Source organism: Luteibacter sp., assembly GCF_009912395.1.
Classification (GTDB): domain Bacteria; phylum Pseudomonadota; class Gammaproteobacteria; order Xanthomonadales; family Rhodanobacteraceae; genus Luteibacter.
Genome location: NZ_WNDO01000002.1, coordinates 236,887 through 249,167, shown reverse-complemented (window position 1 = coordinate 249,167; position 12,281 = coordinate 236,887). Strand labels below are relative to the sequence as shown.

Annotated in this window: 18 protein-coding genes; 16 read left to right on the top strand and 2 right to left on the bottom strand. The window is 64.3% G+C overall.

What is annotated here, in order from left to right; genetic code table 11:
- Positions 1 to 48: 48 nt before the first annotated feature.
- The gene (locus GAK28_RS03655; RefSeq protein WP_291775207.1) at positions 49 to 1,887 is read right to left on the bottom strand and encodes a diguanylate cyclase; all 1,839 of its coding nucleotides are present in this window, start codon (positions 1,885 to 1,887) and stop codon (positions 49 to 51) included.
- 663 nt (positions 1,888 to 2,550) lie between these two features.
- Positions 2,551 to 3,033, bottom strand: coding sequence for a helix-turn-helix transcriptional regulator (locus tag GAK28_RS03650; protein WP_291775206.1), 483 nt, complete (start codon positions 3,031 to 3,033; stop codon positions 2,551 to 2,553).
- Positions 3,034 to 3,162: 129 nt separating this feature from the next.
- Here GAK28_RS03650 and GAK28_RS03645 point away from each other — a divergent pair, with 129 nt between their 5' ends.
- The 16 genes from GAK28_RS03645 (at position 3,163) to GAK28_RS03570 (ending at position 12,169) form a co-directional block, all read left to right on the top strand.
- Positions 3,163 to 3,510: a helix-turn-helix transcriptional regulator gene (locus GAK28_RS03645; RefSeq protein WP_291775205.1), complete on the top strand. Its 348-nt coding sequence runs from the start codon at positions 3,163 to 3,165 to the stop codon at positions 3,508 to 3,510.
- A 190-nt stretch (positions 3,511 to 3,700) separates the two neighbouring features.
- Positions 3,701 to 4,156: a hypothetical protein gene (locus GAK28_RS03640; protein WP_291775204.1), complete on the top strand. Its 456-nt coding sequence runs from the start codon at positions 3,701 to 3,703 to the stop codon at positions 4,154 to 4,156.
- Positions 4,156 to 6,105: a transposase domain-containing protein gene (locus tag GAK28_RS03635; protein ID WP_291775202.1), complete on the top strand. Its 1,950-nt coding sequence runs from the start codon at positions 4,156 to 4,158 to the stop codon at positions 6,103 to 6,105. Before GAK28_RS03640 ends, GAK28_RS03635 begins: the two co-directional genes overlap by 1 nt.
- A gap of 72 nt (positions 6,106 to 6,177) precedes the next feature.
- Positions 6,178 to 7,143, top strand: a complete 966-nt coding sequence (locus tag GAK28_RS03630) for an AAA family ATPase (protein ID WP_291775200.1) — start codon at positions 6,178 to 6,180, stop codon at positions 7,141 to 7,143.
- Positions 7,140 to 7,448 (top strand): hypothetical protein, encoded by a 309-nt coding sequence (locus GAK28_RS03625; protein ID WP_291775198.1) that lies wholly within the window; start codon positions 7,140 to 7,142, stop codon positions 7,446 to 7,448. The genes GAK28_RS03630 and GAK28_RS03625 overlap by 4 nt, the downstream gene beginning before the upstream one ends.
- A 41-nt stretch (positions 7,449 to 7,489) precedes the next feature.
- A complete protein-coding gene (locus GAK28_RS03620) occupies positions 7,490 to 7,810 on the top strand; it encodes a hypothetical protein (protein WP_291775196.1) in 321 nt (106 codons plus the stop codon).
- 2 nt (positions 7,811 to 7,812) lie between these two features.
- A complete protein-coding gene (locus tag GAK28_RS03615) occupies positions 7,813 to 8,373 on the top strand; it encodes a hypothetical protein (RefSeq protein WP_291775194.1) in 561 nt (186 codons plus the stop codon).
- Positions 8,366 to 8,980 carry a DUF3164 family protein gene (locus GAK28_RS03610; RefSeq protein ID WP_291775192.1) on the top strand — a complete coding sequence of 205 codons (615 nt, stop codon included), beginning with the start codon at positions 8,366 to 8,368 and terminating at the stop codon, positions 8,978 to 8,980. Before GAK28_RS03615 ends, GAK28_RS03610 begins: the two co-directional genes overlap by 8 nt.
- Positions 8,977 to 9,252: a host nuclease inhibitor protein gene (locus tag GAK28_RS03605; protein WP_291775191.1), complete on the top strand. Its 276-nt coding sequence runs from the start codon at positions 8,977 to 8,979 to the stop codon at positions 9,250 to 9,252. Before GAK28_RS03610 ends, GAK28_RS03605 begins: the two co-directional genes overlap by 4 nt.
- A complete protein-coding gene (locus GAK28_RS03600) occupies positions 9,249 to 9,464 on the top strand; it encodes a hypothetical protein (RefSeq protein WP_291775190.1) in 216 nt (71 codons plus the stop codon). Before GAK28_RS03605 ends, GAK28_RS03600 begins: the two co-directional genes overlap by 4 nt.
- Positions 9,461 to 9,943: a hypothetical protein gene (locus GAK28_RS03595; RefSeq protein WP_291775189.1), complete on the top strand. Its 483-nt coding sequence runs from the start codon at positions 9,461 to 9,463 to the stop codon at positions 9,941 to 9,943. Before GAK28_RS03600 ends, GAK28_RS03595 begins: the two co-directional genes overlap by 4 nt.
- Positions 9,940 to 10,467: a hypothetical protein gene (locus GAK28_RS03590; RefSeq protein ID WP_291775188.1), complete on the top strand. Its 528-nt coding sequence runs from the start codon at positions 9,940 to 9,942 to the stop codon at positions 10,465 to 10,467. The genes GAK28_RS03595 and GAK28_RS03590 overlap by 4 nt, the downstream gene beginning before the upstream one ends.
- Positions 10,464 to 11,000 carry a hypothetical protein gene (locus GAK28_RS03585; RefSeq protein WP_291775186.1) on the top strand — a complete coding sequence of 179 codons (537 nt, stop codon included), beginning with the start codon at positions 10,464 to 10,466 and terminating at the stop codon, positions 10,998 to 11,000. The genes GAK28_RS03590 and GAK28_RS03585 overlap by 4 nt, the downstream gene beginning before the upstream one ends.
- Positions 10,993 to 11,448 (top strand): regulatory protein GemA, encoded by a 456-nt coding sequence (locus GAK28_RS03580; RefSeq protein WP_291775184.1) that lies wholly within the window; start codon positions 10,993 to 10,995, stop codon positions 11,446 to 11,448. The genes GAK28_RS03585 and GAK28_RS03580 overlap by 8 nt, the downstream gene beginning before the upstream one ends.
- Complete coding sequence (locus GAK28_RS03575; protein ID WP_291775183.1) at positions 11,445 to 11,717, top strand: hypothetical protein; 273 nt, start codon at positions 11,445 to 11,447, stop codon at positions 11,715 to 11,717. Before GAK28_RS03580 ends, GAK28_RS03575 begins: the two co-directional genes overlap by 4 nt.
- Before the next feature lie 32 nt (positions 11,718 to 11,749).
- Positions 11,750 to 12,169 carry a Mor transcription activator family protein gene (locus tag GAK28_RS03570; RefSeq protein WP_291775181.1) on the top strand — a complete coding sequence of 140 codons (420 nt, stop codon included), beginning with the start codon at positions 11,750 to 11,752 and terminating at the stop codon, positions 12,167 to 12,169.
- Positions 12,170 to 12,281 lie beyond the last annotated feature (112 nt).

Sequence of the window (12,281 nt, the reverse complement as noted above, 5' to 3'; positions counted from 1 at the left end):
CGCCGCGAGCACCCATCGCGCGCAAGCGCGCTCCTACAAGAGCGAGGCTTAGCCTCGCGCTTCGCTGGCGAGGTACGGCGAATCGGGAATGTCGCCCGTGTCGCCTACCATCACGCAATTGCGCCCTGCCCGCTTGGCGCGATACAGCGCCGCATCCGCCACCACCAGCAGGCGATGCAGCTCGAAACCGCATTGCAACGTGGACCCCACGCCGAAACTCGCCGTGACATGCAGGTGCGGCAGCGATTGCGTTGCCGAGGTCGCCGCGATCGACAGTCGCAATTGCTCGGCGCGCGCACGCGCCTGCGCAGGGCTGCAATCGGACAAAAGCACCGCGAACTCCTCGCCACCCAGGCGACCAAAAACGTCGCAGGCATGCAACGCGCGACGACAGACATCCACCGCACGCTTGAGCGTTTCGTCACCTACGGCGTGGCCGTAGGTGTCGTTGACGTTCTTGAAGTGATCGAGGTCGAAGAGGATCAGGCACGCGCCGCGATCGGATCGCGCGCCATAGGCAAGCACGCGTTCGGACTGGTCCACGAAGTGCTCGCGATTGCAGATGCCCGTCAGGCCGTCACGTCGCGCCAGCTTCATGAAGCGCAACTGCGATCGACGCAGCCACAACAGCAACCACGCGATGGCAACCAGGCAGACCAGCAGTACGAAGATGTAGAGGCGCCCCGTTTCCACGTCCTTGCGCGCGAGTGCGCCGGTGAGGCGAAGGATCTCGTTCTGCTTGTTCAGCGCATCGACCTCCGCCTTGCGCGCCAGCAGCTGCTGATTGACGATCTGGAAGGCCAGGCTTCGGGCACTGATGTCGTCGAGATAGGCCTTGTCGGCCAGCATGAACTGCTCGTGGTAACTCAGCGCGGCACCGACGTTGCCGAGCTGCTGCTCCACCTGGTACAGCACATCGTAGGCGGTACGACGCGAATCGGTGAATTCATTGCGGATCGCCACCGATGCCGCCGACAACGCGGAACGTCGCGCATCGGCCAACTGACCCAGCTTGAGGTACGACTGCGCCAGCGTCGCATCGAACTCGGCCAGCAACACCGGGTAATTGAGCGCGCGCATGGGCTCGCGATACATGGTCAGCAGCTTGACCGCATCCGCCGGACGCCCGTGCGTGAGGTAGAACGACGCGATATCGGAACGTATGGCGTGCGCGAACACTTCGTCGCTGGGGCCCGTGCAGCTTGCCAGGGCCTGGAAGAATATCGGGTCGAGCACGTCCAGGTGACCACCTTCGCGACGCGCGCGGATCAGGTGCTGGGCGCCCTTGCATATCGACTCCCCAGGCGGCGGATCGGCCATCATGTCGCGCGCATAGGCTTCGGCCTGCTCGTCCTGCCCTGCCGAACTCAGCAGCTGGGAGGCCTCACCCTGCCCCTGGAAACGCGCCTTGTGGTCGCGAATGGAGGGAAGCATCTCCTGCAGCTTCGCCAGCCGCTGGAAGGCCTGCTCATAGCGATGCCCATTGCCCAGCAGGTTGATGAGCGTTGCCGTGGCGCGAAAACGCAGCACCGTATCAGGCGAGTTGTCCGCGACGCCTTCCAGCAAGGCGCGACCGCTTTCGTAGTCACCGATCCACGTGGCACGCCAGCCACGAAGGAAATGCAGCATCGACAGGTCACGCGGGGAAAGGCTCTTCTCTACCGCACCAAGGTCCTGCAGCAACCGGGTGAAGCGCCCCTCGTCACGGGCCTTGATGGCATCGGCCTCGGCGAGCATCGCTGCCGGCGTGGCAGGTGCGGGCACCGCATGAGCGACGACGGCGAACGCCAGCCACCCCGCCAGCACGAGACCGCAAAGGCGAGCCATTCGCCTCACGGCGTCACTGGGGCGATTCCGCCGGCTCGGAATCATCGTGATCTGGCTCATTCCCTGACTCCTCGTCCTCGGATGGCGACTCCTCTCCCATCTGTGTATCGAATGTGGGGGGACTTATAGGTTGATGAATATGGGATCAGCCCGGAAATAGCGGGACAGATCGGGACGAACTCAAGCGCGGAGCGGGTTGCGGCGCATCAGAGCGCCCGGCAAAGCTACTTTTATTGAGTCTGCAAAGTGAGCGCGATCCGGCCTGATCGATGCTATCAAGACACTTGATCCGCAAAATGAAGCCGGTCCTGCCACCGGCTTCTACTCGCCTTCAAATGGCGTTTAATCGTCTACCGAGCGGGCGGCAACTCCGGCGGATCGCAGCCCACGTCGAGCCGCGCACCCAGGCCCCTCAGTTTCGAGACAACGACCTCCAGCTCATCGAGGTTCAGGCCCGTCAACGCCTCGCAACCCGCTGCATAAACCATTTCGTCCAGCCTGTCGCCGAGGCTGTATCGCGACGCCAGCAGCTTTGCCTCCTGGATGAGGTGCTTCCTCTTTACTGTCCCGATCGGACCGTTCCGGTGCAGCCGGGGCCCGGATCCTTCGCAGCGCTTGGCCTCAGTTAGAAGGCGCCGTATCGTCGTCACTCGTGCCTCAATCACTTCTACCCCCTGTGGTAGGCGGGCATTCCTCCGTGTGAGCGGCCGCTTTGAATGCCCTTTAAGTGGCGGCGCGGTGGGCAAAATGCAGGATTTTGGCCTCGGGAAGCCCTTCCTGCAGCAGTTCATAGATCAACATCACCAACTGAGCATGCTTTTCAGGTGGCAGCACCCTGCCAGCCAGTGTTTCACCAGCAAGCTCCAGAGCCATCCTGAGTTCGTCGTGTCTCAGAACCTGCGAATCAGGGAAGCCTCCTAACGGCACCTGATCCACGAAGACGTCCCCCTCACCCGTCGCCAGCCAGTCCAGGCGCGCTTTGGCGGCCACGCACAGCCGCACGGCCACGTCGAAGGGCGGCATGTTCTCCTCCCGGATGTAACGCTGAAGCGAATCTGCGGACACACCCATGCAGGCTGCCGCAGTTTTTCTAGTACCCACAGCATCAGCCAGCGTCGCTATGCGCGTTCCGATTCCCATAAGGCGAATCGGAACGTCGCCTTCCGGCGCGCTTGCGGCTTCCGATTTGCCGTAACTCTTTGTCATAGAAAGGAATCACTCCGTTTACGCAAATGTGCGGCGATCAACCCAATCGGAAATAGAACTTCTGCTTGACGATGCCGCAGAAGTGCGTACTATTTGCGTCGTAGATACCGCCAACCGATAGGGTCAAACATGTCACTCCCAACCGCTCAAAAAAAGCCAGCCACGGGGGACTGGCATCGCGCTGATGTCATCGCCGCCCTCCGAAAGAAGGGCTGGTCGCTGCAGCAGTTGGCGCTTGAGAACGGGTACAATCAGCGAAGCTCGCTGTCCAAGGCGCTCGGCTCACCATCGCCGAAAGGCGAAGCAATCATCGCGGCCGCCCTGGGCGTGCAACCCCAGGTCATCTGGCCGAGCCGCTACAACTCCGATGGCACGCCTAACCGGACGCGCGGGCCTAAGCCCATGCGGCCAGATCTGCGCGTGGTCAAGGCTACCACCTCGGTGGCCCAAGACAATCTGCGGAACGGCAGGGGTTAATAGACATGCCGTCCCTCTACGACAGCCTGGCCCGGGCCACAGGGCGAGGATCAGCCGGACAGTGCCTCGCGTCCTCTCGCGCGAAAAGCTCGGCAGTGCGGGAGCCGCTTTGCCGCGTCGCGGCGGTCACGCCTAAGCGCGTGATGACGAACCTCGCGTGTGGGACCGCACACCCCTCGGAGGCCTCCGTATGAGGCGCCGCATCGAGAAACCCTGCCTGTACACCGGCGACCTCTTCGAAATTCCCCAGCCGCCCAAACCCGTGCCGGGAACCATGGATTATCGCCCCCTGGTAAGTGAACTCGCGTCGACCATGTTTGAGGACGCGGCACGCCTCGGCCTCGACCGCCACGCCATCGCGGCCGAAGCAAGCCGCCTGACCGGCAAGGACGTCTCCAAAAGCATGCTCGACGGTTACACCGCGCCGGCCCGCGATGCTTTCAATCTGCCGCTCTGGCTCGCACCCGTTCTCGAAACGATCTGCCAAAGCACGACCCTGGGTAACTGGCACGCCCATATGCGCGGCGGACGTCTGCTCGTGGGCGCCGACACTCTGGATGCCGAAATCGGAAGGGCCATCCGTGAGCGGGCTACCGCTGACGCGCGGCTGCGCGAGCTCGCCGCCATTCGGAAGAGGATGGGTTGATGGCTGACGGTTCGGTCTACGAAAAGTGGTTTTGCGTAGCCGACCTGGCCGGCCTGCCGGGCCTTCCGGGTACGGAACGAGGAATACACATGCGTGCCGAGCGCGACGCCTGGTCTCGCCGTGATCGCGAGCATGGCAAAGGCTGGGAATACGCATTCAGCAGCCTTCCCGCGGCCGCGCAGGCAGCCATCCTGCTGCGCAGTCGCCCCGCGATCGATCGCATCACGCCGGCAGCGCCGTCCAGCGACGCCATCGCGTCTGCCTGGCATCGCTTTGAGCGTGCGAAGAAGAAGCTCAGGGACGTGGCGGCCATGCGCCTCCAAGCCATCGAAACGGTCGACGCCCTGTGCCGCAACGGGACGCCGCTAATGGTTGCGCGCGAGCACGTGGCACGGCGCCTGGCCGAGGCCGGCGGCAAGGGCTGCAGCGCGCCCAACATCGCGCGTTGGCAGAAGGCTATCGCCCATGCTGCCCCGGCCGATCATCTGGCGCTACTGTTGCCCCACTACTCCGGGCGCATCGACACCGCCCAGATCGATCCGGAAGCATGGCAGCTGTTCAAGGCGGACTACCTCCGGCTCGAGGCGCCGACGGCAAGCAGCTGCTACGAGCGTCTCAAGCGCATCAGCCTAGGCAAGGCGTGGGCCTTGCCGAGCCTGAAGACCCTGCAGCGCCGGATCAAGCGCGAACTGCCGCGCGCTGTCATCACTCTCGCCCGCCAGGGCGATGAGGCGCTCATGCGCTCGTTCCCCGCCCAGGAGCGCGACCGCACGATGTTCAGGGCGCTGGACGCGGTCAACGCGGACGGACATCGCTGGGATCTCCGCGTCCGTTTTCCGGATGGTACCGAAGGCCGTCCATGCATCCTTGGATGGCAAGATCTTTACTCGGGCAAGCTGCTCGCGTGGCGCCTGGGCGACCACGAAAACAGCGATATGGTCAGGCTTAGCTTTGGCGACATGTGCCGTGGCTACGGCGTCCCGGGCGCTGTGTGGCTCGACAACGGCCGTGCGTTTGCCAGCAAGTGGATGACAGGCGGCACGCCAAATCGCTACCGCTTCAAGGTGCGTGAAGATGATCCGACGGGCCTCATCACGTCGCTGGTCGGTGCGACCAATGTGCACTGGGTCACGCCCTACCACGGTCAGGCCAAGCCGATCGAGCGCATGTGGCGCGACCTCTGCGAGGCCATTGCAAAGCACCCAGCGTTCTCCGGCGCCTACGTGGGCAACAACCCGACGAACAAGCCTGCCAACTATGGCAGCCGCGTGATCGCGTGGGCCGATTTTGAGAGCGTGGTGACGTCAGAGATCCATGCGCATAACGCTCGCCTCGGGCGCCGTACGAAGGTCTGCGCTGGCCGCAGCTTCGACCAGGTGTTCACCGACAGCTTCCAGCAGATCACGGTTCGCAAGGTCAGCGAAGAGCAGCTACGCCTGCTCCTGCTTGCCACCGAGGCAGTCACTGCCAGCTCTATCGATGGAAGTGTGCGTCTCGCCGGCAACCGCTACTGGACCGAGGCGCTCAGCGAATACGCGGGTCGCAAGGTGGTCCTGCGCGTCGATCCGTACCACCTACAGGGGAGCGCCCACGTCTATGCCCTGGACGGCTCCTACATTGCCGAGGCGCAGTGCGTGGCGAATGTTGGCTTCGCCGACGTAAACGCGGCACGTGAGCACGCCCGAGGCAGGAAACAGTACAAGCGCGCCGCCAAGGACATGCTCGCGGCCGAGCGCCTCATGGATGCGGCTGAAGTCGCGGCGCAGATCCCTTCGATGGAACCGCCCAGGTCGCCGGACGCGGCGGTCATCGCGCCCGTCTTCGGCCTGCATGGCAAGAAGCCGGCGGCGTCCCAGGAACAGCCTGCGGCTACGGGAACGAACGGTCCCACGAAACTCGATCTTCTGATGTTCGAACAGGCCAAACGACAGAAAGAAAACAGCTTCTAAAGGCGCCGCGACGGTGGGCCAACACCGTCGCGACTAGGCAACAACCCATCCACCACTCCCGAAGGAAAGAGCATGAATGACACCGCTACCGTGACCCAAATCTATCAGGGTGATGCTGCACTGCGCGAGCAGTTCCGCAACCTGCTCGCTGGCGACCGCCGCCTGAGCCAGGCCACCCTCGCCAAAGAGGTCGGCATCAGCCCGACCACCCTGAACCAGTGGCTCAACGGCAAGTACGCCGGCGACAACGAGGGCGTCGAGGTCAAGCTGCGCATCTGGATCGAGGCCGATACGCACCGCCGCGAGTCGAGCAGCCAGATGCCCGAAGCGCCGAGCTTCGTGCCCACGCAGACCGCCATGCGGGTATTGGGCGCACTCAGTTACGCCAAGATTGCCAGCGACATCGCGGTGATCTACGGCGGCGCCGGCCTTGGCAAGAGCAGCGCGTGCGTGCAGTTCCGCGAGCAGATGCCCAACGTCTGGATCGCCACCATGGCGCCGAGCACGGCCGGTGTTGTGACTGCCCTGGAAGAGATTTGCGACGCCCTCAGTCTCACGCCCGGCGGCGGTGCGCGCCGTATGTCTCGGGCGATCGCCAAGCGCGTCCGCGACACGCGTGGCCTGCTGATCATCGACGAAGCCCAGCACCTCTCCGTGGCGGCGCTGGACGAGATTCGCAGCATCCACGACGCCACCGAGATTGGCGTCGCCCTGGTGGGAAACGACGGCGTCTTCGCCCGCATGGCCGGCGGTCGCAATGCCCAGCAGCTCGACCGCCTCTACAGCCGCGTTGGCAAGAAGCTGCGCCTCGCAGCCAGCAGCGAGCAGGACGTGACCGAGATCATCAAGGCCTGGGGCGTCGATGACATCAAATGTCGTGCCGCCCTGGTTGCTGTGGCCCGCGAAGGCGGCCATCTGCGCCGCCTCACCAAAACGCTGCGCCTCGCCAGCATGCATGCCGCCGCTGATGGTGGCCGGCCCATTTGCTGCGAGGACGTCCGTGCCGCGATCAACGAGCTGATGGAGGGTGCACGATGAAAGCCATGCAGTATTTCTCGGGCGAAGCGGCCCATCTGATCGCACGCGGTGGAACGACGCTTGGTTGCCTGTTAGGCGGCACATCCACGACTAACCGATCAATTGCCGGTCCAAACGAAGGGGCGTTTGCCGAGGTCATTCGCCTGCCCGTCGATCATCCCTTGCTGGCGGTCTATTTCCCGTCCGCGAACGAGCTGATCACGCTGCCCATCCGCAGCGTGGTCGACCTCGCCAACGCCGAACGCCTGCGTCTGATGGCCGAAGACGCGAAGAACGGTAAGGCCGGCCCGTATCCCGACGACTGACCATGATCCGGCGCCCATCGCGCCGTCCAGGAGAGAACGCCATGAAAACGCTCGAACGTGTTCGCCATGCCATCACCATGCGCCTCGCCAAGCACAGCGAGGAAACGCTGCTGGGAGTAAAGAAGGCCCAGGCCTGCATCTACCACCTGCACGCCCTGGGCTGCACCGTCACCCAGGTCACCGTACGCCACCACAACGTCTGCATCGACGTGGAGCCGCCGAAGGGTCGCCTCACCGGCGTGCGCAGCGTGCAGCGCGTCAATGGCCCCTACCAGGAGCGCGTAATGGTTACCCGTTGCCTGGGTTGCCAGGTGCAGTGGGTGGAGCGCTATGACCTGCGCCCGGCATCAGTGAGGGCCTGACCGTGGAAGCGTCCATCGAACGCCAGATCCTGGTCTACCTGCATCGCGTCGGCGAGGCGCAATCTCTCGCCGCGATCGCCGACGGCGTCGGCTGTTCCCAGGCCGAAGCGACCAACGTCGTGCGCGATCTGATCCGCCGCCGTCGTGCCGCACGTCACCATGTCGGCCCGGGCGAGCTGCGCTACACTCTGCTCGATGACGTCATTCCGCAGGCCTGCCGCGTGAGCCGGCCTGCGCCGCGCAAGCGGATCGTCAGGGCGTCGCCCAAGCAGGACCGCATCCTTGCCGTGCTGGGCGATCGCGCCATGACCGTCGCGATGATCGTGGCCGCCAGCGGGGACTTCACCAAGGACCAGGTACGCAACCTCCTGAGCTGCCTGCAGGCGGCTGGACGGGTGACGCACGGCGAAGGCCGGGCACCGTATTGGCAGGCCGTGAAGGTGCCTACGACCGTTGATGACGACGAGCTGCCGCCCTGCGTCGGCGAAGCCATGCGCGACACCACCCATGCCATTTACCACGCCGCCGCACAGGCCGCGCACGAGGATTCCCACCATGCATGACACGACCCTTCCCGCCGGCCACCGTCGCGATGCCCAGGGGCGCCTGGTGCCCGTGAGCAAGATCAAGGCGATCGACCGCCTGCGCGACGAACTCGTGCGCGAGCTGTTCGCCGAAGCCGAGCAGGCGCAGGCGCAGCTCGCCGCTTTCAAGCGCAAAGCGATGGAGACGATCGATACCTTCGTTCAGATGTCCGCCGAGCAGTACGGTGTGTCGCTGGGCGGCCGCAAGGGCAACGTCACCCTGCTGAGCTTCGACGGCGAGATCCGCGTGCTTCGCGCTATCGCCGAGTCGATCCAGTTTGACGAGCGGCTGCAGGCGGCCAAGGCGCTTATTGACGAGTGCCTGGCGGAGTGGACGGTGGGTGCCCGTCCGCAGATCGCTACGCTGATCCAGGACGCGTTCCGGGTCGATGCAACGGGCAAGCTCCGCACTGGCTCGATCCTGACCCTGCGCCGGCTGGACATTACTGACGAGCGCTGGCAGCGCGCCATGCAGGCCATTGCCGATGCGGTCCAGGTGATCGGCAGCAAGAGCTACGTGCGCTTCCAGCGGCGCGACGAACACGGTGATTACCAGCACCTCAGCCTCGACTTCGCGGGGGTATGACCATGATCGCCTATTGCTATGCCAATGGAGTGATTTACTTCGGGACGAAGGTGCCCCATGGAGCAATCGCGATTGCCAGCGGTCCCGAGCTGCCGCTGCGTGAACATATTGCCGCGACTGCCCGCCTGGCCTACGACAACACAACGCTCCTGGTGCCGGGCGTGCCGGAAGCCGAAGACCAGGAAGCCAAGCTGGACGCGCTGATCACTCACCTGCACTGGCTGAGCAAGCGCGACTGGCCGGGCATCACCGTGTGGGGAAAGGCGGCATGAACCGCATGATCACGCTGCAGGTGAACACGGCGGGCGCCTGGCGCAACGTGCTCACATTTGCGTCGCACCGCGCCCCCGCCATTCGCGAGGCGGTGAAAGGACTCCAGTCTGCCGCTGGCCCCGCCGTGAAATGGTGCTTCCTCGATGACGGCCACCGGGAGTGGCTGCCGGAGCCGCTCGCCACCACCTTTGCACAGGAGAAAACGCCGTGAGCCTGGCCTACATTCGTCAGCAATACGGAGTGCCAGCCCATCGTGGCCGCCGCGTCGTCGTCCACGGAAAGCGCGCTGTCATTGCAGGTGCGACCGGCGCGCTCCTGCGCGTTCGTATCGACGGTGACACGGTCACCCGGCTTTACCATCCGGCCGACGACGTCCATTACGAGCCGAACAAGCGCGGGGCACTGGAATGGAAGCCCGTCACCGCGGCGCAGCCCGAGCCTCTCGTCGATGTGCTGCTCAGCGCCATCGTACCCGGTGAGACGGAACCCTCCGTCTTCTACGGCTGGCGTCGCGCGACCAATCTCAGCCAGTTCCTCATCAGCGGTAGTGAGACCGATACCGTGCCCGGTGTCGTGTACGCCTTTGCGGAGGAACCTGCGGCTGCCGTAGTCCCGCCGCAACTCGCCGGTGCGTTGCGCCAGGCGGCGGCGATCACGGCACGGACGGAAAGCCTGGGAGAACCCGCATGAACACCATGACGCTGGAACGTGTCGCTTACTGCTTCGCCAAGCATGGCCGCATCACCCGTGACGAACCCAGGCCGGAAGAGCTCGCTTCGATCATCGCGGATATTCGACAGCTCACCGTGCGAGAGGCCAAGGGGACGTTGGTGTCCGTGCCTGATGGATGGAAGCTCGTACCGGTCAAGCCGGACAGGCTGATGATGGATGCGGCAGTGGCCGCCGGAACGCAGGATCAGACCGGCCGCCGCGAGCAAGCTCTCTGGGATCGGATGATTTCTGCCACCCCCGCCGCGCCGGTAGCCGCCCAGCCGAGGGATGACGACGCCAAGGACGCGGCACGCTATCGCTGGCTCCGTGACGCAGCTGTTTTCCATGAGGATGGTGAAAACCCCACACCGTGGGTCATCAACGGCGTAAACGTCGACAGCTTCGACCGTGCTCCCGTGTATGGCCCTGAGCTCGACGCCGTGATCGATAGCATTCTTGCTGCACCGAAGCTCGCCGCCACACAGAACGGGGGTGCGGCATGAATCGCGAACAGTGGAAGGATATCGAGCAGCGCCTGTCCTTTCCGGGCGCTATGGTCACGCTGGAGTGCGACACCTACACCGTCCAGCTCGTCGTCGGGCGGCGGAAGATGCGTATGGAGATTTGGGTTTACGTCAATGGTGAGGTGAAGCGCGACTATCTGCTCAACGACTGCGACATCCGCCGTCGATTCATGCGGCCCGAGGTTAAGAAACCGAGGATCACAGACAAGCAGCTGCGTGCCCACGGAAAGCGCGTCTGCGCCCGTTTCGTGAAGGAGCACACGTTCACGACCTACGACTGCGCGTGGCCCTCTATCACGGCCTTGCGAAGGCACTTCACCAAGCACAACAGCCGGATCGAGCGCATGGATGACGATGCGCGGTCGTTCACTATGGCCCACCAGGAGATGGCCGAGGATGGTAACAGCGCGTCGCTCGTGGTCACCCATCTCCACCGCGCGAAGAACGATGCCGGCAATCCCGGCGATACGAATGTCGGCCCTTCGGCCGCTGCAGAGACGGATCATGCGTAAGACGATACAAGTAACCGGCGCAGCGCAGCGTCGGACCGCCCAGCTCGCCGCCATCCACGTGCTGGCAAACAAGCAACTCGGCCTGGACCGTGAGACCTACGTCGCGCTCCTGTCGCGCGTGTCGGGCGTCACCAGTTCGGCCGATCTGGACGGTAAAGGACGCCAGAAGGTGCTGGATGAGCTTCGCCGCCTCAGCGGTGATACGGCGCGGCGCCGCGCCCACGCCGAGATGCCTGATACGCCAGACAGCCCGCGAGCAGACATCGCGCCGATGATCGGCAAGATCAGCGCCATGCTAGCTGAGGCGAGCCGAACGTGGGAGTACGCGCACGGCATCGCGCGCAAGATGTTCAAGGTGGAACGGGTGGAATGGCTTAACCCTGACCAAATACATCGTCTGGTCGCCGCACTGTCTTACGACCAGCAGCGGCGCGGGAGGAAGGCATGACGAGTTCGCTGGGGATTCAGCAGGCACGTTTCGACGAAGCCAAAGCGGAAGGTACCCGCTTGGGCCTCGAGGCCGTCCGGATCATGGGCGAGCGTTACCACGGCGAGGCCGACTGCACGGCCGTGTTCGTTGCCATGGTTCTCGGATTGGTGCTCGGCGGCGCGCTGGGTGAGCTTGGCCTCGATGACGCCATGTTGATATGGGCATCGCTAGCTGACCAGGTGCGCAACGCCCGCGTTGCCGATCCTACACAGACAAGAACGCACTGAGACGGCATAGACACCGCGCAGTGGAGGAATCCATGACCAGCGAATCCATCGACATGTTCCAAGACGCGCCGATCGATCCGAGCAAAGTCACGATGACGCTGCCGGAGGATCGCTGGCCGACCACGCTGGCCGAGCTGGTCGACGTGCTGCGCGCCACCTTCGTGCGTCGTGGCCAGTCCGACGCCACCGCGTTGGACGCGGCACAGTCGGTGGTCCTGGCCATTAGCCAGCACTTGGGTGGCAAGCAGATCTATCTGCCGACCGGTGAGCGCCTGCGCGCTGCAGTGCGGGATCGACGGATCTTCCTGGAATACAACGGGCGCAATCGCGAAGAGCTGGCCCGGCGCTACCAGCTCACCACGCGCCGCATCGAGACCATCGCCGCTGAGCAGCGGGCTATTTACGTCCGCCGTTTGCAGCCGGATTTGTTCGGCCCTGCTGGCAGTAGTTGATCCGCCGCGCCATCCGCGTCATCGTATCGCCCTCAACGCCCCGCCTCATGCGGGGCGTTTTCGTTAGGGCGACGCATTTCGCTCCTGACGCTTTCCCCCCCTTGGGCATGCT

Bases quoted from the DNA above. Each gene is read 5' to 3' on its own strand.
- GAK28_RS03590 (WP_291775188.1), top strand. From the start codon at position 9,940: ATGAACACCATGACGCTGGAACGTGTCGCTTACTGCTTCGCCAAGCAT.
- GAK28_RS03585 (WP_291775186.1), top strand. From the start codon at position 10,464: ATGAATCGCGAACAGTGGAAGGATATCGAGCAGCGCCTGTCCTTTCCG.
- GAK28_RS03620 (WP_291775196.1), top strand. From the start codon at position 7,490: ATGAAAACGCTCGAACGTGTTCGCCATGCCATCACCATGCGCCTCGCC.
- GAK28_RS03600 (WP_291775190.1), top strand. From the start codon at position 9,249: ATGAACCGCATGATCACGCTGCAGGTGAACACGGCGGGCGCCTGGCGC.
- GAK28_RS03575 (WP_291775183.1), top strand. From the start codon at position 11,445: ATGACGAGTTCGCTGGGGATTCAGCAGGCACGTTTCGACGAAGCCAAA.
- GAK28_RS03630 (WP_291775200.1), top strand. From the start codon at position 6,178: ATGAATGACACCGCTACCGTGACCCAAATCTATCAGGGTGATGCTGCA.
- GAK28_RS03625 (WP_291775198.1), top strand. From the start codon at position 7,140: ATGAAAGCCATGCAGTATTTCTCGGGCGAAGCGGCCCATCTGATCGCA.
- GAK28_RS03605 (WP_291775191.1), top strand. From the start codon at position 8,977: ATGACCATGATCGCCTATTGCTATGCCAATGGAGTGATTTACTTCGGG.
- GAK28_RS03635 (WP_291775202.1), top strand. From the start codon at position 4,156: ATGGCTGACGGTTCGGTCTACGAAAAGTGGTTTTGCGTAGCCGACCTG.
- GAK28_RS03650 (WP_291775206.1), bottom strand. From the start codon at position 3,033: ATGACAAAGAGTTACGGCAAATCGGAAGCCGCAAGCGCGCCGGAAGGC.
- GAK28_RS03610 (WP_291775192.1), top strand. From the start codon at position 8,366: ATGCATGACACGACCCTTCCCGCCGGCCACCGTCGCGATGCCCAGGGG.
- GAK28_RS03640 (WP_291775204.1), top strand. From the start codon at position 3,701: ATGAGGCGCCGCATCGAGAAACCCTGCCTGTACACCGGCGACCTCTTC.
- GAK28_RS03570 (WP_291775181.1), top strand. From the start codon at position 11,750: ATGACCAGCGAATCCATCGACATGTTCCAAGACGCGCCGATCGATCCG.
- GAK28_RS03645 (WP_291775205.1), top strand. From the start codon at position 3,163: ATGTCACTCCCAACCGCTCAAAAAAAGCCAGCCACGGGGGACTGGCAT.
- GAK28_RS03655 (WP_291775207.1), bottom strand. From the start codon at position 1,887: ATGAGCCAGATCACGATGATTCCGAGCCGGCGGAATCGCCCCAGTGAC.
- GAK28_RS03580 (WP_291775184.1), top strand. From the start codon at position 10,993: ATGCGTAAGACGATACAAGTAACCGGCGCAGCGCAGCGTCGGACCGCC.